The organism is Paenibacillus sp. FSL F4-0122, from assembly GCF_038002845.1.
Lineage (GTDB): Bacteria > Bacillota > Bacilli > Paenibacillales > Paenibacillaceae > Paenibacillus_AQ > Paenibacillus_AQ odorifer.
In genome coordinates this window covers 1881953-1901955 of the sequence record NZ_JBBODI010000001.1, presented here as the reverse complement: position 1 = coordinate 1901955, position 20003 = coordinate 1881953, and the positions used below count along the sequence as shown (strand labels likewise).

The window sequence follows — 20003 nt, the reverse complement described above, 5'->3', positions numbered from 1 at the left end:
ACAAATATATAGTGAAAACCGGGGGGGAGATGGTGCTGCGCTCCACCCGGTTTTTCTCCTTAGGAGGAAAACGACTTGAGCAAAGCGACATACTTTAGACGGTATTGGCAATTGTACGCGCTGCTTTCGCTGCCTATTATTTATTTTCTGATCTTCCGCTATGGTCCGATGTATGGTGTGCAGATTGCTTTTAAGGATTTCAATTTGTTTCAAGGGATTGGAGGCAGCGAGTGGATCGGCTTTGATGCGTTCCGCGAGGTTTTTGGAATGAGAGAGTTCTATACCACCTTGCGCAATACCTTTATGCTGAATTTTCTGGATTTGCTGGTCTCTTTTCCGGCTCCGATTATCCTGGCGATTATGCTGTTCGAAATTCGTTCGGTGTGGTTCAAGAAAATATCGCAGACGATTTTGTATATCCCCCACTTTATTTCCTGGGTGATCATCGGGGGGATTGTGTATCAATTATTCGGCAACCAGTCCGGTATGGTGAACGGTGTGCTGGAGAGCTTAGGCCTTACTCCCATTCCGTTTCTGACTGAAAAAAATCCGTGGCTGATCACTTACTTATTCACAGGCGTCTGGCAAAGTGCCGGTTGGGGGACTATCCTTTATCTGGCGGCGTTAACCGGTGTCAACCGAGAGCTGTTTGAAGCTGCTGAAGTGGATGGAGCGACAAGGCTGAAGAAAATCCGCTACATTACGCTTCCCAGCATAAAACCAACCATCGTGACGCTGCTTATCCTCAATCTGGGAAAGATGGTCAGCATCGGCTTTGACCGTCCTTACATTATCGGTAACACTGCTGTGCGTGAGTATTCTGATGTGCTTAGTACCTTTGTGTACCGGGTGGGTCTAGAATCCGGACAATATACGTTGGCTACCGTAGTCGGATTGTTCCAGGCCGTGGTGGGACTGGTGTTTATTTTTGGCTCCAACTATATTTCGAAAAAAGTGACCGGAGACGGTATTTTATGATAAAGAAAGAAGGAGGCGGAGTGCTATGAGTGAACGTATCTCAAACCGGATATTCGATATCGTCAATATAACGTTTGTTGCCTTGTTCGTGTTGTTCTGCTTGGCTCCATTTTTGCATGTGATTGCCGTGTCGCTTAGTTCCAACCGGGCAATTACTTCTGGAGAAGTAACGATTTTCCCCATTGAATTGAACTGGAATGCATACATTAATGTTTTTTCCAATAATGCGATGATCCGCTCTCTTGTCTTTACGGTTATTCTGACGTTTGCCACAACGGTGCTGTGTATGCTTTTCACTGTCGCAGCAGCTTATCCGCTGACCAAAAGAAAATTGAAGGGCCGCAAATTTTTTATGTATCTGATCGTTATCACCATGTTTTTCAGCGGTGGTATTATTCCTGAATATTTGTTGATCCGTGATTTACATTTGATTAATTCGGTCTGGTCGCTTATTCTGCCAGGTCTGGTCAGCCCCTTTAACCTGATTATCCTGATCTCCTTTTTCAATAACATTCCTGCCAGCCTGGAGGAATCCGCCGAGATCGATGGCAGTTCCCATCTTCGTACACTGATGAGTATTATATTGCCGCTATCCATGCCGGTTATGGCCACGTTGGCTCTTTTCTACGCAGTGGGAAGGTGGAACGGCTTTCAGGATTCTTTGATGTATATCAATAATCCGGATTTGTATCCGCTCCAGCTTAAGCTGTTCCAGATGGTGCAGAACAACATGGTATCCGAACTGACACAAATGGAAGGTGCCAACCGGACCCCGCTGACACCAGAGAGCCTAAAAGCGGCCACCGTTATCTTTGCAACAGTACCGATCCTTGCCGTATATCCGTGGCTGCAGAAATATTTTGTCAGCGGGGTAATGCTTGGTGCCGTAAAAGGTTGAACCGTAAGCTGTAACAAGGGAGGAAAACATAATTATGGAGGACAAAGGCATATTTTCGTTCTCAACTTGCTGGAACATTAAACGCCACACTGCCGGTGACGCCATGCTGCGGGAAATCCGCGATCTCGGCTTTCAGCGGGTGGAGCTGAACTATAATGTGACTAAGGAAATGCTGGAAACGATCGAGCCGATGCTTGAGCGGGGGGAGATGGGGGTCTCCAGTGTCCACAACACCTTCCCGCATGTGCAGGACTCCGATTATGGCACAGATTCCGTGCTGCTAGGTTTTGAGGATAAGGAGAAGCGGCAGCGGGCGATTGAGCTGCTGATTGGCTCGGCTAAGTACGCTCAGCGTTACGGAGGAGAAGCCGTTGTTGTGCATCCCGGTGAGGTACCCTTTCCAAATGATATCAGCAAAGAGCTGGAGCAAATTTATAACGGAGAGGGTAGAGATTCTAACGCTTATCGCAGCAAATGGGCGGAACTGATGGAGCGGCGGGAAGCTTACAGCGCCGGCTATGTGCAGAAAATTATTGAAAGCCTAGATGAAGTATGTAACCGGGCAGTTTCTGAGGGGCTAAACGTCCGCTTTGGTATCGAAACACGTTCCAAACCGCAGCAGATTCCGACGCTTGCGGAAGCCAAAACGATTATTAAGGCGCTAAAGGGAGCGCCTGTGGGCATATGGTATGACACCGGGCATGCCATTATGATGGACCGTTTGGGTTTGTACGACAGTGTGGGGGAAATGGAAGGTCTGATGGATGATATTGTAGGTGTTCACATTCATGAGACCATCGGTCTGTCTGACCACTGGTGCCCTTATGTAAACAGCGGGAATATGGAATTCTATGATGCGTATCTGCCGATGATTGAACGGGCGCAGGTCAAAGTGTATGAGCTGAAGGCAGCTTGCCAGCCGGAAGAAATTGATGAAAGTCATCGGCTGCTTATGGCCAAATTGGCGCGTAGAGGGCAGGTCTGATGTTGAACGATGAAGACCGTAGGTTAGCTATGAAGTATGCTCCGCGCTTATTTTTCGATCAGAACGAGCCGTTTTTTCCGGTACGTCTCGGTATAACGGTGATGCGGCAGGAGGAGGAGTCTCCTTCCTTCCGGCGCCGTCTAGCTGTGAAGCATCCGGATGTGCAGTTCGTTGTGGAATACGCGATTTATTACGATTATGATATTCAGCATTTATATGATCTGGAGCATGTGTGGGTTTACATCGGTAGAAACGGGGAAGTGGTGGATGCCGAAGCGAGCTTTCACGGGAAATTTCTTAAAGCGCTGCTGCGCGGGGGCAGCAATCTAAGCGGAACACGGGTGGACCTCTATGTCCAACCCGGCAAGCATGCCCTCGCCCCGTTCCCTGAAGTCTTTGAGCTGTTACCAGGATTCGCATCCAGTACACAGGATGGGGCAGGTGCGGAGGGTCTGATTTATGGTGACTTTTTCCGCGATATACTGGCATCGGATGAAGAAACTGACCGTCTTGTCCACCGTTATCTGCAAACCTGCCGGTTCACGCCTTCCCTGTCCTATTCGATCTGGGAATATGCGGACCGGGAGGAATTGTTCGTTTCTTGGATTCAACTGTTCACGGAAATTCCTGAACGTATCCGACAAGAGCTGGCGCGGCTTCAGCTCCTGTTACCACCCAGACATTGAGCAGATTGTTAACATGGAGGGAAGTATAATGTACAAGCAACTGGTAGCCAGTAATGATAGAGCGGCAGTGGAGGGATTATCCCGGCAGGTGCTTGATCCGACGAGCCGCTATTATGGAGGGACAATAGATCCGGGTACTGGCGTTGCCTGGGTTAATCATACGACCGGCACACCAACCGATATGTGTTATTGGGGAGCGGCTCTGGTTAACCCGGATTCCGCATTCTACCGTGATGAGCTGCTGCTGGCCCGCCTGCTGCTGGCGACGGAGTTCGTGCTGCGTGCACAACATGAGGATGGCTCGATCTCTCCGGGCTGGACGAACTATCATTCTCCCCCGGATACAGCCTTTGTCATCGTCGGCTATGCTCAGCTATACCAACTGTTGGCGTCGCAGGATTGGGCGCCACTGCAACAGGTGCTTGATAATATGCTCTTGTTTCTTAAGCGAACTATTCCCGTCATGCTTACAGGGGGCTGTCACACGCCGAATCATCGTTGGGTATTGTGTGCAGCACTGGGATTTCTGCATGAACTGTTCGGACTGGAGGAGGCTGTCCAACGGGCGGAACAGTGGTTGGCGGAAGGGATGGATATTACACCTGATGGAGAATGGACGGAGCGCAGCAACGGTATTTATAGTGCGGTCAGCGACATCATGCTGATTCATGCCGCTCGTCTGCTGGATCGGCCGCAGTTGCTGGAGCCAGTTCGTCTGAATTTACACATGATGGTCTATTTGGTGCATCCTAAGGGCGAAGTTGTGACCGATTATTCTGGACGCCAGGATCTGGGGAGCTTTCACGACCTGTCTCCATATTATTTACCGTTCGCTATTCTGGCCCGTTCCGATAAGGAGCCATTGTTTGCGGGGATGGCCGAATGGGCAGGCAGAGCACTGGAAAATCCGGGGGTCTGCTCTGTCAACGTACTTGTACGTATGCTGCTGGAGCCGGAGCTTCAGCAACCTTTTGAAGATTCGGCAGCTCTGCCTGTAAAATATGAGAAAATACTGAACGGCGATTTTCCGCGACACGGCTATCTGCAGGATATGGAGAAGTCCGGCCATCAAGGGCGAATTTACCACAGCCGGCTGCATACTGATTTCGGAGCACCGGTTGCGCGCTACAGGGACGGGAACACTAGCGTGACCTTAATCACGGAGACGCCGTCTTTTTTTGCACTCCGTCACGGTGCCGTCAGGCTGCTTGCAGTGCAACTGGCTTCTTACTTTAATCCGGGATATGTCCCGATGCAGAAAATGATCAAACTACCTGACGGATACCACCTGTCAGGAGAACAAAAGAAGGGTTATTACGGTCCTGTAGAAGGTGAACTGCTTCCGCAAACATCTGGGGAGCCAGTAAGCCCTTGGTATCTGCTACCGCATCAGAGCCGCGCACTTACGCATGAACAGACATTCGGCGTGGAGACGGAGGTTCAACGCACGGACAGAGGGTGGACCCTCCGGTTGCATGCTGAGGAACCTACAGAGGTTATGACACAGCTGTCTTTTATTTTTGGACGTGAAGGATGTTTCACATCGGGTGAATTGCAGGCTGTCGGAGAGGACCATTATCTCTGGAACGGCGGTAACCTCCGCTATAGTTGTGAAGAGGACTGGATTGAACTGACAGGGGGCGAGCTTGGCCATCTGGCGGCTACGGTGCGTGAGGCGAAGCTACAGGATAACTGCAAGGCGGTGTTGGTCAATTTTATGACCCCGTTCGATAAGACGATTACGATCACTCTATCTCCTTCCATGATAAGAGAGTAACCTTTGCAACAATTTACAATTTAGCAGACGTTGACGTTACACCTCAGTCTTAGAATAATAAGCCTTATTAAAAAACCTTCCATTAGAAGCAAACCTGGAGTTATCAGGTCTAATGGGAGGTTTTGTTATGCATCTGCTAAGCATAGACTCACCAGATTTTAACCGTGCATAATGGTATAAGTAAGAAATCCGGGGGCACCAGCCGTCAGAAATTCAAACATTCTCCGAAGCCGTGACTGTCAGCTTTTATAAAATTTCCTTTAGTTTGGTTTACATAGGCACTTTTTTCGGTGGTCAAGTGTTATAGAGATATAAAGGTTAAGGAGGTGCTTACATCGCCACAGGATTCGCTAGACTCGACAGAGTTGGAAGAGCTAATCGTTAGGATTCAAAAGGGAGATTCCGAGCAGTATGCTTTAATTGTCAGGTCATTCCAAAAGCCGATCTATCGATATTGCTATCGTTTGTTAGAAAACAAGCAGGATGCGGAGGACGCGGTTCAGGATATTTTGGTAAAGGGTTATCAATCTATCCGGCAATACAAATCGCAAATGCATTTCTCGGCATGGCTCTATCGTATCGCATATCATCATTGCTTAAATCTGCTGCGCAGGCGTCGTCTGCATAAGCAAGTCATGCGTATTTTTCGTCCGGAAGTACTGTCTGCAAGTCCTGAACAGGAGCTGGATGCTCGGTTGTACAGTCCTTCATTGTCTGCAGCTTTAGCGCGATTGTCGCTTGAGGAGAGAAACATACTTATTCTGCGGGTGTTTGAGGAACAAACTTATGCTGAGATAAGTGAGATTCTAGGGGTCAGTCCCAATGCGCTAACTAAAAGAATGAATCGGATCAAGCTAAAGGTTCAGGAAGCTATGAAGTCAGAGGAGGAGATCATATGGAAAGAAACAAAATCAGCAATGAATACCAAGATATAATTTATGCCTCGGCGGGCAATGAACTTTTGGATGAGGTAGATGTAGAAGATAAGGTCATGGGGCGTATTACTGGCATAACAGGTCGAAAGCGATCGTTCTCGCTGAGGGTGATGAATAAAACAACGGCAGTGGCCAGTATGTTAACGCTGTTTCTGCTGATTTCTGTGACTGCGTATGCTGCGTCTGAATATATCCAAATCCGCAATAGTGAAGGAGTAGTGAAGGTCCAACATGTTGCGCCGACTGAATCTGCAGAAAGGGCTTCTTATGATAAATATGCGCAGCAAGCAGAAGAGTTCGCTAAACCGGGTGAATTGATCGCTTATCTTGTGAAAAATAAAGCAGGTGCAGCAGGCTTGGCGACAGAATTGCAGTTTAAGTATAAAGAGCAGCGGATAGATGCGTATTCTGATTTTTTAAAAGAAATCAAAAGAACAGGGGCGCCAATGCTTCCCAAAACGGCAGCGGGGTACGCTTTTAAATATGGTGTAATCCATCCTAATTCTCCGACTACGGATACAGCTAAGCCAGGTTCTCTGTATAAGGAAACATTAAATGATCTTACCGCTCAGGCAAATAAGGACAAGGGGACCCGCAATTTGTTTATGAAGGCTATACCGTGGTCCGAGCCAGGGGCGCTAAGTGTAACTTATTCGAAGAACAATGCTTTTATAGGGATCTCAGCAACGCTCATGCATGGCGGCAAGGTTTTCGTGGAACAAACGCCTGAGAATCAAGTTAATAAGCTCACAGTTGCAGGGACAGAAGTTATCTATAACAAGGTAGTAAGGGAAGAAGTCAGCTATGATTATCTGAATTGGTATAACGAGAAGCAGGATGCGTATTATACACTCACCAGCTATGGAGATACGATTTTGACCCAGGAGCAATTTTTACAGCTGGCTGAGGAGCTATTGAAGTAGAGTTTTGAAGTTTGAAGTTTGAAGTTAGTAGTTAGTAGTGCGTAGTGTGTAGTTTGAAGGTGCATGCGCTAAGTTAGTTGTATTATGTGCAATTAAAGTTCACCAATAGCTGTATATAGGCCCTTTAGTTGTATTTGATGCAGCTATTACTGGTTAGATTAGTGGAAATAGAAGTTTTTACGGATTTTAGTTGTAGAGAATGCAATTAGAGAAGAGGCTATGAGCGGATCAGAAATAAATAAGTGTATAAAATACAGTTAAATCGTATGCAAGGAAGGCAGCAATTGGATCCAGATATAAAAAAAGGTATCCCCAAAGCGAGAGCTGTAGGGATACCTTCTTTATATTCTTATGTCTTCGAAAATTCGAAGAGCGTTAGCCTTCTAGCAGTAGTGCTTCCGGATCTTCCAGCAATTCCTTCACTTTGACCAGGAAGCTTACCGCTTCAGAGCCGTCAACGATCCGGTGATCATAGGAAAGGGCGATGTACATCATTGGACGGTTTACGGTTCTTTCTTCGTCCAGCGCGATCGGACGCAGTTGGATCTTATGCATCCCTAGAATACCCACCTGTGGTGTATTCAGAATCGGTGTGGATAATAAGGAGCCGAATACGCCACCGTTGGTGATGGTGAATGTTCCGCCTTGCAGCTCGGAGAGGCTGAGCGTATTGGCACGTGCTTTGGAAGCGAGCTCGCCAATCTGGCGCTCGATTTCCGGGAAGCTGAGCCGATCCGCATCACGGACTACGGGAACTACAAGTCCTTCTTTCGCTGCAACAGCAATACCGATGTCGTAGAATTTCTTAACGACCAGATCTTCACCGTCGATTTCGGCGTTTAGCAGTGGATAGGTTTTAAGCGCACCGATCACGGCTTTGGTGAAGAAGGACATGAAGCCTAGTCCAACTTCATGTTTCTCTTTAAATGCATCCTTGCGACGCTTGCGGATGTCGAGGATCGCTGTCATGTCCACCTCGTTGAAGGTGGTAAGCATGGCCGCGGTCTGCTGCGCTTCGACCAAGCGGCTGGCAATCGTGAGCCGTCTGCGCGACATGCGCTTGCGCTCCACGTTTTTGCCCTCGTCCGGCGTGGCTTTGCCCGCTGCCGGCTTCGCTGGCTCCGGCTTGCCTTGCGGCGCCGGAGCTACCGGTGCAGCGGCCTGCGGTGCTGCTGCACCATGACCGGACACATCGGCCTGACCAATCCGGCCGATAGGATCACGGGCGCTAACCTCGCCGAGGTCGATGCCGCGCTCCCGTGCCAGCTTGCGTGCGCCCGGCGATGCCAAGGCAGCGTGGCTGTCGCCACCTGCTGCAGGCACTTCGGGCGCAGCTACAGGCGCGGCGGCTGCTACTGCGTTGCCGCCTGCCGGAGCCGCTTTAGGCGCTTCGGCTTCGCTTGCAGCGGCCTGCGGCGTACTGCCGCTTGCGGCTCCAATGATGCCGATGGCTTCGCCAACGGCTACGTTCTCGCCCGCTTGACGCAGGATGGTGGAGATGACACCCTCCACCTCTGCACTAATTTCCAGATTGACTTTATCCGTTTCCAGCTCAGCAAGCACATCGCCTTGACCTACCGTGTCGCCTTCTTTAACCAGCCATTTGTAGATGGTTCCTTCGGATATGGATTCTCCCAGATCGGGTACTAAGATTTCTGACACAGGCCGTTTCCTCCCCAAACATAATGGTTTACGCTATTGTGATACCGTCCTCTTAAGAGGACGATACAGCCGCTTGTACGTTCGAATTTGATTTTAGGGCTTCTGTTACAATTCTACGCTGTTCGAAGCTATGAACATCTGCATAACCACTGGCCGGGCTGGAACGTTCCGGACGGCCGATATATCTTACGCCGGCATTCTTCGGTGCGATGGCGCGCAACCGAGGCTCACTATAGCTCCAGCCGCCCATATTTTTCGGCTCTTCTTGCACCCAGACAATTTCCTGAAGGGAGCTGAAGGAGTTTAAATGTTCGCTTAGCTCCTGTTCCGGGAACGGATAAAGCTGCTCTAGGCGAAGAACATGCAGCCATGACCAATCCTTATCCGGTGCTGCTTCCAGTTCTGTTTGGATGTCGATAGCGACTTTACCGCTGCAGACTACGAGCCGTTTAACTTCACTTGGTTTCTGGCCAAGCAAAGATTCAGCTAATACAGGCTTGAATTGTCCTGAAGCCAGCTCGGTTCCGGCAGAAGTGCTGCGCGTATTCCGAATGAGACTTTTCGGCGTCATAATGACTAGCGGTCTAGCATCTTCCTGCCCGCATAACGCTGCTTGGCGCCGCAGCAGATGGAAATATTGCGAAGCGGTAGTCAGGTTAGCGACCGTCCAGTTCTCCTCAGCGGATAGCTGCAAGAACCGTTCCAGCCTACCGCTGGAGTGCTCAGGTCCCTGTCCTTCGTAGCCATGCGGCAGCATGATGACGAGATTGCTGCGCTGTGTCCATTTGGCGCGTCCAGCGGCAATGAACTGGTCAAAAATAACCTGACCCGCATTGGCGAAATCACCATACTGTGCTTCCCAGATTACGAAGGTTTCCGGTGCAAACACATTATAACCATATTCAAAGCCTAATACTGATGCCTCTGACAATGGACTGTTGTATACGCCAAAGGAGGCACGGGAATCGCTTAGCTGATGCAGCGGAGAGAATAAATCTCCTGTTTTACTGTCGTGCAGCACCAGATGGCGATGTGCGAAGGTTCCGCGCTGGGCATCTTGACCGCTCAGTCGGATGGGCGTTCCATTTTTCAGAATGGTAGCGAAGGCTAATGTTTCAGCCAGTGCCCAGTCGACCTTTTCACCCTCATTCAGTGCATCTTTACGACGTTGTAAAATGCGCTCCAGCTTCGGATAAACCTGGAATCCAGCAGGAACCGTCAACAGTTCACGATTGATCTCCTGCAGGCTGGAGATAGATACCGCTGTAGTGTTTGCCGCTGCGCGGTCTGTTTGTAGAGGAATGAAGGCTTTGGGTTCTTTTTTCTTATGATTGCCTTCCTTCATATTATCGTACGCACGCTGCAATACGCTTTCTGCTTCAGCATTCATCTTTTGTACGTCTTCGGCGGTAAGAACCTTTTCGTTTTTCAGTCTCTCTGCATAAACCTTGTAGACGGTTGGATGATTGCGAACCTTACCGTAGACAATAGGTTGTGTGGTTTCAGGATCATCCATTTCGTTGTGACCATGACGGCGGTAGCCGATGAGATCAATTACGAAATCTTTTTTGAATTGATGGCGGTATGCGCTAGCTAAACGTACAGCTGCTACGCAGGCCTCTGGGTCATCAGCGTTGACATGGACTATTGGGATTTCATACCCTTTGGCGATGTCACTCGCATAATGCGTAGAACGGGAATCTTCACTTTCAGTCGTAAAACCAATTCGGTTATTAACAATGATATGGATCGTCCCACCATTTTGATAACCTTGAAGTTTGCCGATATTAAGCGTTTCTGCAACAATGCCTTCACCTGGAAAAGCAGCATCGCCATGCATCAGCACCGCCATAGCTTTACTGGTATCAATCTTCGGCAGTCCTGCAGTGCTCCGATCTTCTTGTGCGGCACGAGTGAAACCTTCCACAACAGGATTGACGAATTCCAAGTGACTTGGGTTATTCGCTAGTGTTATTCTTGTGCGTACGGTTTCTCCTTCACGGACAGCACGGTCTGCACCGAGATGGTATTTCACATCACCTGTCCAACCATAGTTAATGCCTGTGGAGCCTTCGGAAGGGAAAAGCTCCTTGTTCGGAGAATGATGAAACTCTGAAAATATGATATCATAAGGTTTGCCCAAAATATGTGCAAGAACGTTGAGGCGGCCGCGATGCGCCATGCCCATCAAAATATGCTCCGCACCGTCATGTGCAGCAGCACGTACGATTTCATCTAACATCGGCACAAGAGCATCATTGCCTTCAAGACTGAAACGCTTCTGACCTACAAAAGTCTTGTGGAGGAAGGTTTCAAATTGCTCTACCTGAATCAGGCGGTTCAGGAGCTCTTTGCGTTCTGTATTATTTAGGGGTGCTGGTGAGCTGGTGGATTCTGCCTGTCTATTTAGCCATTGCAGTTCTTTTTCTTCATGCACATGCCCGAATTCATAGGCGATGGTCTTGGTGTATGCCTGACGCATACGTTGCACGGCATCCCATCCGGTATGCACATCATTCGGCGCATTTTCCCATATAAGCGTGGCAGGCAGTGCGATCAGGTCTTCGCGGGTCAGCCCATAGGTTTCAAGCTCAAGATATTTTGCCATGGGATTCTGATCGCGTACCAGCGGATCAATTTCAGCGGCCATATGGCCATATATACGAATATTGGCGATTAGCTTGGAAGCTCTTACTGCTTTTCTAAGCCATTCGGTGTCTCCCGAGATGCGCGGCTGAGGAGCCGGTTCGCTATCCGGAGTTAGGGGAGGAGGTCCCGAATTTGTAAAAAGCTCGCGATAATTATTTTCTACGGTGGAGGGATCTTTCACAAACTGTTCATATCTTTCTTGAATGTAGCCTAAATTGGGTCCGTAATACTTACTCCAAATGGATTCGTTATAGGGCTCTTTGGCTGCCATGAATACATCCTCCTTAACGGATGAACTCCATACGTGACATTTTGTGTCAACGCTTACTGGAGCTGTGATGATTGCGGTTTCATTTCTCATCTTATTGTGCTACTTTCGGCCACTGTAATCAATTCATTCTTTCGTCCAATACGTTCGCAAAATGGTATGGGTTAGCTTGTTCTAATGAAAAGAAGGGTGTTTCTTCTCATTACCCATTCTAAAGGCCTATTAAAATGATTCTATTATCCTTATTTTTAACTATTAGGTCAGTAAATATTTATTTTGCTAGTACAATTTATTTTATGTAACGGACGAGTATCGTGATAATCGGACAAGATCTTTGAAAAAAAATCTTTTATTTTTCGTTTTTAAAATAGAAAGTAACCAGGAATCGACACACTTTTCCGCTTTCTTTTTGTATAATGTTATTGCAGATAGTAATTTTATAGTTTTTTAAGTAGATCCTTTCGTGAAAAGGGTCCAGTAAAAGGTAAACTTGCCGAAAGGCAGGGGCACAAAGTCGCGGGTCTAAGGTAGAGATACTATGACAGCCGGATTGCCTGGGGACGTAAAATCTTAGGGGGAGATTTTTTGGAAAAGTCCAACCAGGGTAGCAACAGAGAACAGCAGTTTATTGATCTGGATCAAGAGTGGGTACATTTATTATTAGCAGCTAAGAAGGCTGGCATTAAGGCAGATGAAATCCGCCAGTTCTTTCATGAGAAAACTGTGCAGATCGTGCAGTAATACATTAGAGGGGTTACATATCGAAAAAGGGCACAGCGGTTCTTCGCTGTGCCCTTTTTCGATATGATTTAGTAGAAGAGAGGATCGTACCAGATTAGTAGGAAGTATTAATCCTTTTGATCGAGCTTCCATTTCTGATAGTCCAGAAATTCTTTGAATTCGCGTTTGCTAATGCCTGAGTCCATAGCTTCCTGCACCAATCGGAACCATTCCGAATCTAAATGTGATTCCTCTGCATCATTGGGTTCTCCATAGAGTAGGGCATGAATGGATACCTGAAGCGCGTCAGCGATTTTTTCGATAAACTGGATGGATGGATTGGATTGGATGTTTCTCTCCACGTTGCTAAGATACGACTTAGCCACATCTGCTCTGTCCGCAAGCTCAGATAGGGAGAAACCCTTGTCTAGGCGGAGCTGCTGGATACGTTGGCCCATATTCTGTGGCACTATGCTGACGCCCCTCCGTAATTTTTGTTATTAGTATAGCAAATATCAATAAATCGGACAAAGTTTATTGTAAAGAGAAGAGCAGCAATCTGCTTATCCGTGGCCGGATTCAGGATCTGCTGCTCATCGAGTATTTTATTAAATTACTTTATTGATCTTAGTAGTCTTTTTTCGCACCTTGTTTAGCTACGAAATCCCAAGTCAGTGTTAAGCTATCGCCTTGGAAAATATTTTGATCTTGGTTATTTTCCACAAATTCGAATTGGACGGAGAAGCTGTCGTTGGTACCGGCTTTAATACCGGATGCTTCGGTAAAGAGTTGATCCCAACCTGTATTTTTTACGAGATCCGGATGCTGACTTTTTAAAGCAGCAAGTGTAGTCTCATAAACTACATTTTCAGGAGAGACGATAGGTACTCCTTTATCATTATTTCTAAGGAATTTAACTTTAATGAACTCGGCTAAATCCAGGTAGTTATCTCCTTTAGCATCCGTGATTTGAGTCGATGTATTCAGAATAATAGATCCGATATCGAGCGAACCATCGTTTTTCAATTTGAAGGATTTAGTTACCGTATCACCTGGTTTCAGGTTAGGAATATTAACGATGACAGAAGGGTCGGAGTTCAGATCGAGCGTGCCCGCTGCGAATGTAGCTGTGCTTTGCGCAGTGTCGCTAAAGTATGCGAAGGTTCCTCCGCCGATTAATGATAAACCCAGTGCTGCAGATGCTACGCCAAGACCCAATGTTTTCTTGATACCCATAATAAAATTCCTCCTCAAATTTGTGTTTGAATTTTTTATAAAATTTATATATTGTATCTTCCGGTTCGTAAGCGGAAGTGGACAATCAACTTAGGGCTGTGTTTCTGTTGGGGGCGGTGAGGCTGGCAGTAGGGCAGCATTTTTCTTTTCTAATGCAGCTACAGCCTTCCAAGAGGTATACAGAGCATAGAGCAGAAGCATCAAGCCAGGCACGATCATGAGGACTACACTTCCAGCTTTGGAAACCGCGAAATTCATAGCGTAACCGACATAGGGTACAGTGACCCCGGTATACTGAGCTACAACATTCACAGAACTGGTAGGGTTCATGTCGGGCGCGTCGTTGTTATCGCCTTTAGTGCGATAAACAGCTTCACCAGTAGCGTTATTGACGGTCGCTTCTACAATTCGGTGAGTAATGAGCAGATTATCTTCATTCCTAAAGGTGATGACATCGCCTGGTTTGAAACGATTCATATCCCCTCCGGGTTTTAATGCGACAATTGAGCCTGTCTGAATTCCTGGTTCCATCGATCCTGAGAGTACGGTTTTGATCTCATATCCGAAGAAAGCAGGTTCACCACCGGAGGCCTTGGATAACACTACGGCTGCCACCAGCAGAATAAAGATCACAAGCATTAAGCTCGATAAGGTATTATTGATAATTTTTTTAATTCGCATCTTATTCTCCACCTTTCTCAGGTTGAGGGTCCGAAGGAGCTTGGGTTGCTACCGGCGGGGTAGTCGTACTGTCTTCCGCCTTTGCCGTCTCTTGTGGAGCCTCTTGCTGAGGAACATCTTTTGGAATTGTGAGCTCTTCGCCAATTTCCGGCTTAACCGGGTCAGTGGCTGGGGCTTCAGGTTGTTCTTTATTTGGGGCTTCCGGAGCAGCTTCACCTGACGTTGGAGGGGTTGCCTCAGCTTTCGCTTTATCCTCGGCTTCTTGTTGCTTTTTCTCCTCAGCCAAACGTTCTTCTTCCTTCTTCGCTTCTTCTTCTTTCTTTGCTTGCTCTTCTTCTAGCCGAGCTTTTTCAAGCTCTTCTAGTTTTTGCTCGCGAGTCTGACTGATCATTTGGAGTTTATCTTGAAGGGTAGTGATACCTGAGGTTGCCGATTCTTTAAGGTTAGTCAATTCGGTATTTAGAGCTTCATAAGTGGAGGTGAGGTCGCTAGAGATCACGCCATCTGGTTGAGTGAAGGTAATCAGGAATGGCAGTGGCTGTGGGAACTCTCCTTCGCGTAATTCAAGTTGTCCATAAACATCACTGGTAACTACCGAAGCGAATGGAAGACCGACATCGTGTATGGAGGTTAGGTAACTAATAACTCCATTTAAGGAAGCATTCAAGGATTCCGAGATCACACCGCTTTGATTCAGGCTGCTTTGTAAATCTCTGAAAAATTGCTCATCCTTGATTTCTAGACAGTTTGAATCTAGAGAAGTCATATATCCTCCTATCTGGAAGAGTAAGGCTGCTGCTGCACTTAGCTCATTGTGGATTTGATTCCAAATTTGGCTGTTAGCCGCCAGTTGCTCGTTAACGCTATCTATTTGGGATTGAAGCGCCGCTATTTGCGAAGAAATCTCTTGTGCAGCGACATCAAGCTCTTCCAGCGACATCCCTTCTATTCCCGAAACGTCCGAGTAGTTAGCTGATGAGGAAAAGGGTTGTAGTGATTCTTTTAAAGTGAGCGCTCGATTAACATGCTCTTTGAACTCTGTAAGCAGTGCCTTGATCGAATTCGGAAATACTTCGCAAAAGCTAATCGTGCTAGTGGTTTGCGCAGCAGCTCCAAAGCCTCCATAGGTACCACCAACTTGCTGCGAGGTATATAGAAATAAGACGGAGACAGCCATTCCTGATTGCAGTATACGTAAACCAATTTTCCTGTTTCTTCTAGGTCTTCTCCTTGCTGATCTGGGTCTCAGAGGAATACCTCCCCTCAATGTCTGTTTCTTTGGTTCGTTATTATCGTTCTTTATTAAGAACAACTTCTGTAATGAATCATACATGGAATAAAACAAAAAGAAAACTGCCAATAACGCGCATTTGTACTCTATAAAGAACAAAAATGATAATTTATCTCTGAATAACTCTATTTATCGCTCGATTACTAAATATATTCGCAATAAAGAACGATCTATTAGGGTGATTCGCATAAAAATACCCGGCTCGCAGTAAAAACGCGAGCCGGGTATAAGTGGAGTAATGAAGTTGAGAATATAAATGTATATGTTACGGAAGTTTTGAACCACGTGAACTAACATACAGGTCGTACCATTCCTTACGGCTAAGCTCCAGCTTGTCCGCATCGGCACAGGCAGTAATACGCTTCGGATTCACAGTTCCAATAACAGGCTGAATGGCAGCTGGATGTGTCATTAGCCAAGCCAATACAATAGCTTCGGGTGTTGTTCCTTTTTCATCTGCAAGCTGTTGGACCATAGCTGCTGTTTGGACGATATTCTCCGGTTGATCCTCTAATGAACGCCCGCTAAATAGACCTTGGGCGAGTGGTCCCCAGGCTTGAAGCTGAATGTTCTCCATTCGACAATGTTCAAGGGTTCCCTCAGGAAAGATAATATCCTTCCAGGGTTCACGATTTACACTGATTCCAGCATCCACCCAGCTGATCTTAGCCAAGCTCATATGCAGCTGGTTTACGATAAAAGGTTCATCGCAATAAGTCTGCAGCAGCTTGATCTGAGCGGCGCTCATATTGGAAACCCCGAAATGGCGAACCTTACCAGCGGCCTTCAGTTGATGTAATGCGGAGGCTACTTCCTCAGGATCCATTAAGGGATCGGGTCTATGCAATAGAAGAATATCAATGTATTCGGTCCCAAGTCGTGACAATATTCCATCCACGCTGTTCAGAATATGTTGGCCAGAGAAATCAAACGTATTAGTGCTGTCCCCAGGCTCCATTAGCTTAATTCCACATTTAGATTGAATTATAATTTCTTCACGTAGTCCTGGACGATCCTTAAAAATCTGACCGAATACCTTCTCCGCCTTGCCACGAGTGTAAATATCTGCATGATCAAACATGTTGATGCCGATGGAAAGTGCGGCATCGACCGCTTCATGCCCTTGTTTAACATTCTCCGCAGTAATCGGCTCATGGTCCCAGTCACCGCCTAGTCCCATGCAGCCTAAAGCAATGCGGCTTGCGGGAATCCCGCGCTTGTTTAAAGGTAACGCTTTCAACAATGTGATTCCTCCTTGGAAAATATGATTGCGTACTTGTAGTTATTGTACACTCTCAGAAGCCCGTATGGTATTTTTTGTCGCTGGAAGAGCGGTGTTTGGTCTCCTCTTTATTCTTTTCCTCTTGCTTTTCCAGTGTCAAATCTTCCATCGGAATTGGGTCTACATTCTGCTCACTTTCATGAAGATCGAATAGACTTTCTTTCTCTGTTGGATATTGTTCCGGGTGATCCCGTTTATCACTATTCAGCTGATGTTTTTCTTGGGTCATTTTTACCGCCTCGTCTTCCTTTGAGATTTAATGGATATTGTGCTCGTTAATAAACGTATTTTGACTCCCTTAAACAGAAAAAGAGGCCATTAGGCCTCTAAATTCAACGGTGTCCCTATGTCTTTTAGCTTGCGTGCTACAACATCATCGTATAGGCGCTGCAGCCATTTCAGCTCAGTCAGGGTGTGCTCATATGTACCGTACATTAGATGCAGGGCAGAACGAGGCACGATGGAGATATGCTCCTCGTATACCTGATAAGCCAGATTAACCTGATGTTCTGTTTCCCGTAGGCGTTCCTCGAGCAGCTTCTCAACCTTGCTCTGATCGATATGACGGGACATAGCCAGGGCCATATACATCGGATGATAGAAGGGTTCGTTTTTCTTAATTTGTTGCAGGATAAGCTGTTCGAATAAAGCTTTACCTTGCTCCGTTATGGCATAGATTGTTTTGTCCGGCCGATCACTGCTGCGGATGACCTCTAAGGCTTCTATATAACCATCTTGTGCAAGCTTATCCACAGCATAATAGAGTGATCCCATCTGCAGCTTCGTGATCCGGTCCATGGAACGTTCCTTCATCACTAATGTGATTTCATAGGGATGCATGTTCCGCTCCAGCAGTAAACCTAGAATGGCTAATTTCATGGACATAATGGTTACCTTTTGCCCTCTGACGCCTGAACAGCTTTAGCAGGAATGGTAAGACGGTCTTTTGGCATGAGCAGTACAAAGACTAGACCGAGCACTGCAGGAATCAAAGCCCACATAAAGGTTTGAGCAATAGAGGTGGATAACGCACTTGATATTTTTTCTAATATTTCAGCAGGGATCTTCGCTCTTGCTTCAGGTGTTAACGCAGCGCGTGGATCTCCGAAAGCTGCTGACTGTTCACTACCGCCAAAAGCATCGCTTAGACTGTTAGTAAAGCTATTCCGCTGAATAATCCCGAAGATCGTAATTCCCAGCGTCATTCCAAGGGAGCGCATGAAGGTACTGGTTGATGTTGCCGACCCCCGTTGACGCATATCGAAATTATGGATAGCTGCCATGCTCAGCACGGAGAAGGAAAAGCCTACGCCGAACCCAGTCAGAGCCATAAATACATTAAGCATGAGGCGGGAGGTATCTGGTGATAAAGTGCTTAGGCTGTAGACCCCTGCGACAAAGCAGACTGCGGATAGGATCATAATGTTGCGGAAGCTGGTTTTTGTTGTAAGCAGCCCCCCGGTCTGACTGCCAACGACCGTACCGATCATCATCGGCATAAGGATCAGCCCTGAGTTCGTAGCTGAGCCGCCAAATACACCCTGCACAAAGATAGGGATATAAATAGTAGCTACGATAAAAGCAGAACCATAAAATAAGCTGGTCACGCTGCTTGTTGCAAACAACCGTTTGCGGAACATAGCGAACGAGATCACAGGTTCAGCAGCTACTCTCTCAATAAGGATAAACGCCAGCAAGAGAACAGCAAAACCTACGAATAAGCCAAGGATGGCACTGGAATCCCAAGCATATTGATTACCACCAAGTTCCAGAGCGAACATTAGGCAGATAATCGCGCCAACCAGAGTGAAGGCTCCGCCCCAGTCAATGCGCTGTTTAGCGTGGGAGATCGACTCCTTATAAGAAGTTGCAATCAGGAACAGTGCAATAATTCCTAGCGGCAGGTTAATGTAGAATACCCACTGCCAACCAACATAGTCGGTAATATAGGCACCGAGTAAAGGTCCAAGTACACTGGAAATTCCGAAGACGGCTCCAAAGAGACCGGTCAATTTCCCTCTTTTTTCAGGCGGGTAAATGTCGAAAACGATGGTGAAGGCGATTGGCATTAGTGCACCGCCGCCGATCCCTTGAATGGCACGGTAAATGCTGAGCTGTGTGATACTGGTGGCAGTACCGCACAGAGCCGAGCCAATCAGGAATACAATCAATCCGAAAATGAAAAAACGTTTACGTCCGTACATATCAGAGAGCTTGCCGAAGATAGGGGTCCCGGCCATTACCATTACCATGTAAGCCGAGGTGACCCATACGATTTTATCCAGACCGCCGAGATCTGAGACTATCGTTCCCATAGCTGAAGCTACAATGGTATTGTCCATTGCGGACATAAGAATACCAAGCAGCAGGCCAACTACTACGAGTTTAAGATTACTTTCTTTAGTATGCATGCTTCGCAGCTCCTTCTTCTAAATAGTGATAGTTCTGTTCGAAAAATGTTCATAATTGGAAGCAAAATTTATTATATTCAAATTTGAATAGGGAGGCAATAGTTTTTTTGAAAAATAGAGATGTATAGCCAACCATAGAAGAATACGGCGGTAATAAAGGGACAAACTACCGGTGGAGATCATCTGTGGATGAATTAGGAATGCCTCTTGACATACCCTACGGGGGTATATTATATTATAACCAAGGAGGCTGATTCTTATGTCTACTGCCAAGAAAGAGCAAGCTGCAGAATCCTGCGACATAAATTGTCATTCTTCATCATCAGGAGAACGAAAAAGTCATCATTCGGCAGAATTCAAGAATAACTTGAATACGCGCCTCAACCGGATTGAAGGCCAGATCCGCGGGGTAAAGGGTATGATTGAGCGGGATACCTATTGTGATGATGTGCTCAACCAGCTCGCAGCGGTACAGGCGGCGTTAAATGGTGTCGGTAAGTTGCTGCTAGAAGGGCATATGAAAAGTTGCATTGTTGAGCGAATCGAAGCTGGTGAACATGAGGTTATCGACGAGCTCCTAATTACGGTTAACAAATTAATGAAATAATAAGCTAATGCTTC

The 20003-nt window shown here is 46.9% G+C and carries 19 protein-coding genes and 1 riboswitch; of the genes, 9 read left to right on the top strand and 10 right to left on the bottom strand.

Features of this window, described 5'->3' with window-relative positions; translation table 11 throughout:
- Nucleotides 1-75: 75 nt before the first annotated feature.
- From MHH49_RS08065 to MHH49_RS08035, 7 genes are all read left to right on the top strand, one after another.
- On the top strand, nucleotides 76-978 hold the full coding sequence (locus tag MHH49_RS08065) for an ABC transporter permease (protein WP_038568353.1): 903 nt from the start codon (nucleotides 76-78) through the stop codon (nucleotides 976-978).
- 25 nt (nucleotides 979-1003) lie between these two features.
- A complete protein-coding gene (locus MHH49_RS08060; protein ID WP_341138079.1) occupies nucleotides 1004-1876 on the top strand; it encodes a carbohydrate ABC transporter permease in 873 nt (290 codons plus the stop codon).
- A 34-nt stretch (nucleotides 1877-1910) separates the two neighbouring features.
- Complete coding sequence (locus tag MHH49_RS08055) at nucleotides 1911-2861, top strand: sugar phosphate isomerase/epimerase family protein (RefSeq protein ID WP_076107395.1); 951 nt, start codon at nucleotides 1911-1913, stop codon at nucleotides 2859-2861.
- A complete protein-coding gene (locus MHH49_RS08050) occupies nucleotides 2861-3547 on the top strand; it encodes a hypothetical protein (RefSeq protein ID WP_341138078.1) in 687 nt (228 codons plus the stop codon). Before MHH49_RS08055 ends, MHH49_RS08050 begins: the two co-directional genes overlap by 1 nt.
- Nucleotides 3548-3575: 28 nt before the next feature.
- Nucleotides 3576-5324 carry a hypothetical protein gene (locus MHH49_RS08045; protein ID WP_076282349.1) on the top strand — a complete coding sequence of 583 codons (1749 nt, stop codon included), beginning with the start codon at nucleotides 3576-3578 and terminating at the stop codon, nucleotides 5322-5324.
- Nucleotides 5325-5650: 326 nt separating this feature from the next.
- On the top strand, nucleotides 5651-6259 hold the full coding sequence (locus tag MHH49_RS08040; protein ID WP_076282348.1) for an RNA polymerase sigma factor: 609 nt from the start codon (nucleotides 5651-5653) through the stop codon (nucleotides 6257-6259).
- On the top strand, nucleotides 6220-7182 hold the full coding sequence (locus MHH49_RS08035; RefSeq protein ID WP_341138077.1) for a hypothetical protein: 963 nt from the start codon (nucleotides 6220-6222) through the stop codon (nucleotides 7180-7182). Before MHH49_RS08040 ends, MHH49_RS08035 begins: the two co-directional genes overlap by 40 nt.
- A 375-nt stretch (nucleotides 7183-7557) precedes the next feature.
- Here MHH49_RS08035 and odhB read toward each other — a convergent pair whose 3' ends face one another.
- Nucleotides 7558-8844 (bottom strand): 2-oxoglutarate dehydrogenase complex dihydrolipoyllysine-residue succinyltransferase, encoded by a 1287-nt coding sequence (odhB, locus tag MHH49_RS08030; protein WP_280753314.1) that lies wholly within the window; start codon nucleotides 8842-8844, stop codon nucleotides 7558-7560.
- Nucleotides 8845-8896: 52 nt separating this feature from the next.
- Nucleotides 8897-11764 (bottom strand): 2-oxoglutarate dehydrogenase E1 component, encoded by a 2868-nt coding sequence (locus tag MHH49_RS08025; protein WP_341138076.1) that lies wholly within the window; start codon nucleotides 11762-11764, stop codon nucleotides 8897-8899.
- 470 nt (nucleotides 11765-12234) lie between these two features.
- Nucleotides 12235-12319: riboswitch (cyclic di-GMP riboswitch) on the top strand.
- A gap of 27 nt (nucleotides 12320-12346) precedes the next feature.
- On the opposite strand from MHH49_RS08025, the gene MHH49_RS08020 reads away from it, so the two are divergent.
- The gene (locus MHH49_RS08020; protein ID WP_232061118.1) at nucleotides 12347-12502 is read left to right on the top strand and encodes an anti-repressor SinI family protein; all 156 of its coding nucleotides are present in this window, start codon (nucleotides 12347-12349) and stop codon (nucleotides 12500-12502) included.
- A 107-nt stretch (nucleotides 12503-12609) separates the two neighbouring features.
- Here the strand turns inward: MHH49_RS08020 and MHH49_RS08015 are convergent, their stop codons facing one another.
- From MHH49_RS08015 to MHH49_RS07980, 8 genes are all read right to left on the bottom strand, one after another.
- Nucleotides 12610-12939, bottom strand: coding sequence for a helix-turn-helix domain-containing protein (locus tag MHH49_RS08015; protein ID WP_036682795.1), 330 nt, complete (start codon nucleotides 12937-12939; stop codon nucleotides 12610-12612).
- 169 nt (nucleotides 12940-13108) lie between these two features.
- Nucleotides 13109-13717, bottom strand: coding sequence for a TasA family protein (locus MHH49_RS08010; protein WP_036682781.1), 609 nt, complete (start codon nucleotides 13715-13717; stop codon nucleotides 13109-13111).
- Between the two features lie 90 nt (nucleotides 13718-13807).
- Nucleotides 13808-14398, bottom strand: coding sequence for a signal peptidase I SipW (sipW, locus tag MHH49_RS08005; protein ID WP_076124645.1), 591 nt, complete (start codon nucleotides 14396-14398; stop codon nucleotides 13808-13810).
- A gap of 1 nt (nucleotide 14399) precedes the next feature.
- Complete coding sequence (locus MHH49_RS08000) at nucleotides 14400-15575, bottom strand: hypothetical protein (RefSeq protein ID WP_036682777.1); 1176 nt, start codon at nucleotides 15573-15575, stop codon at nucleotides 14400-14402.
- A 379-nt stretch (nucleotides 15576-15954) separates the two neighbouring features.
- Complete coding sequence (locus MHH49_RS07995) at nucleotides 15955-16932, bottom strand: aldo/keto reductase (RefSeq protein WP_036682775.1); 978 nt, start codon at nucleotides 16930-16932, stop codon at nucleotides 15955-15957.
- Between the two features lie 52 nt (nucleotides 16933-16984).
- Entirely contained in the window at nucleotides 16985-17200 is a 216-nt protein-coding gene (locus tag MHH49_RS07990) for a hypothetical protein (protein ID WP_051491260.1), read from the bottom strand.
- Between the two features lie 89 nt (nucleotides 17201-17289).
- On the bottom strand, nucleotides 17290-17856 hold the full coding sequence (locus MHH49_RS07985) for a PadR family transcriptional regulator (protein ID WP_036682773.1): 567 nt from the start codon (nucleotides 17854-17856) through the stop codon (nucleotides 17290-17292).
- A gap of 5 nt (nucleotides 17857-17861) precedes the next feature.
- Entirely contained in the window at nucleotides 17862-19382 is a 1521-nt protein-coding gene (locus tag MHH49_RS07980; RefSeq protein WP_036682771.1) for an MDR family MFS transporter, read from the bottom strand.
- A 259-nt stretch (nucleotides 19383-19641) separates the two neighbouring features.
- Between MHH49_RS07980 and MHH49_RS07975 the strand changes: the two genes are divergently transcribed.
- Nucleotides 19642-19989 carry a metal-sensitive transcriptional regulator gene (locus MHH49_RS07975; RefSeq protein WP_051491259.1) on the top strand — a complete coding sequence of 116 codons (348 nt, stop codon included), beginning with the start codon at nucleotides 19642-19644 and terminating at the stop codon, nucleotides 19987-19989.
- Nucleotides 19990-20003 lie beyond the last annotated feature (14 nt).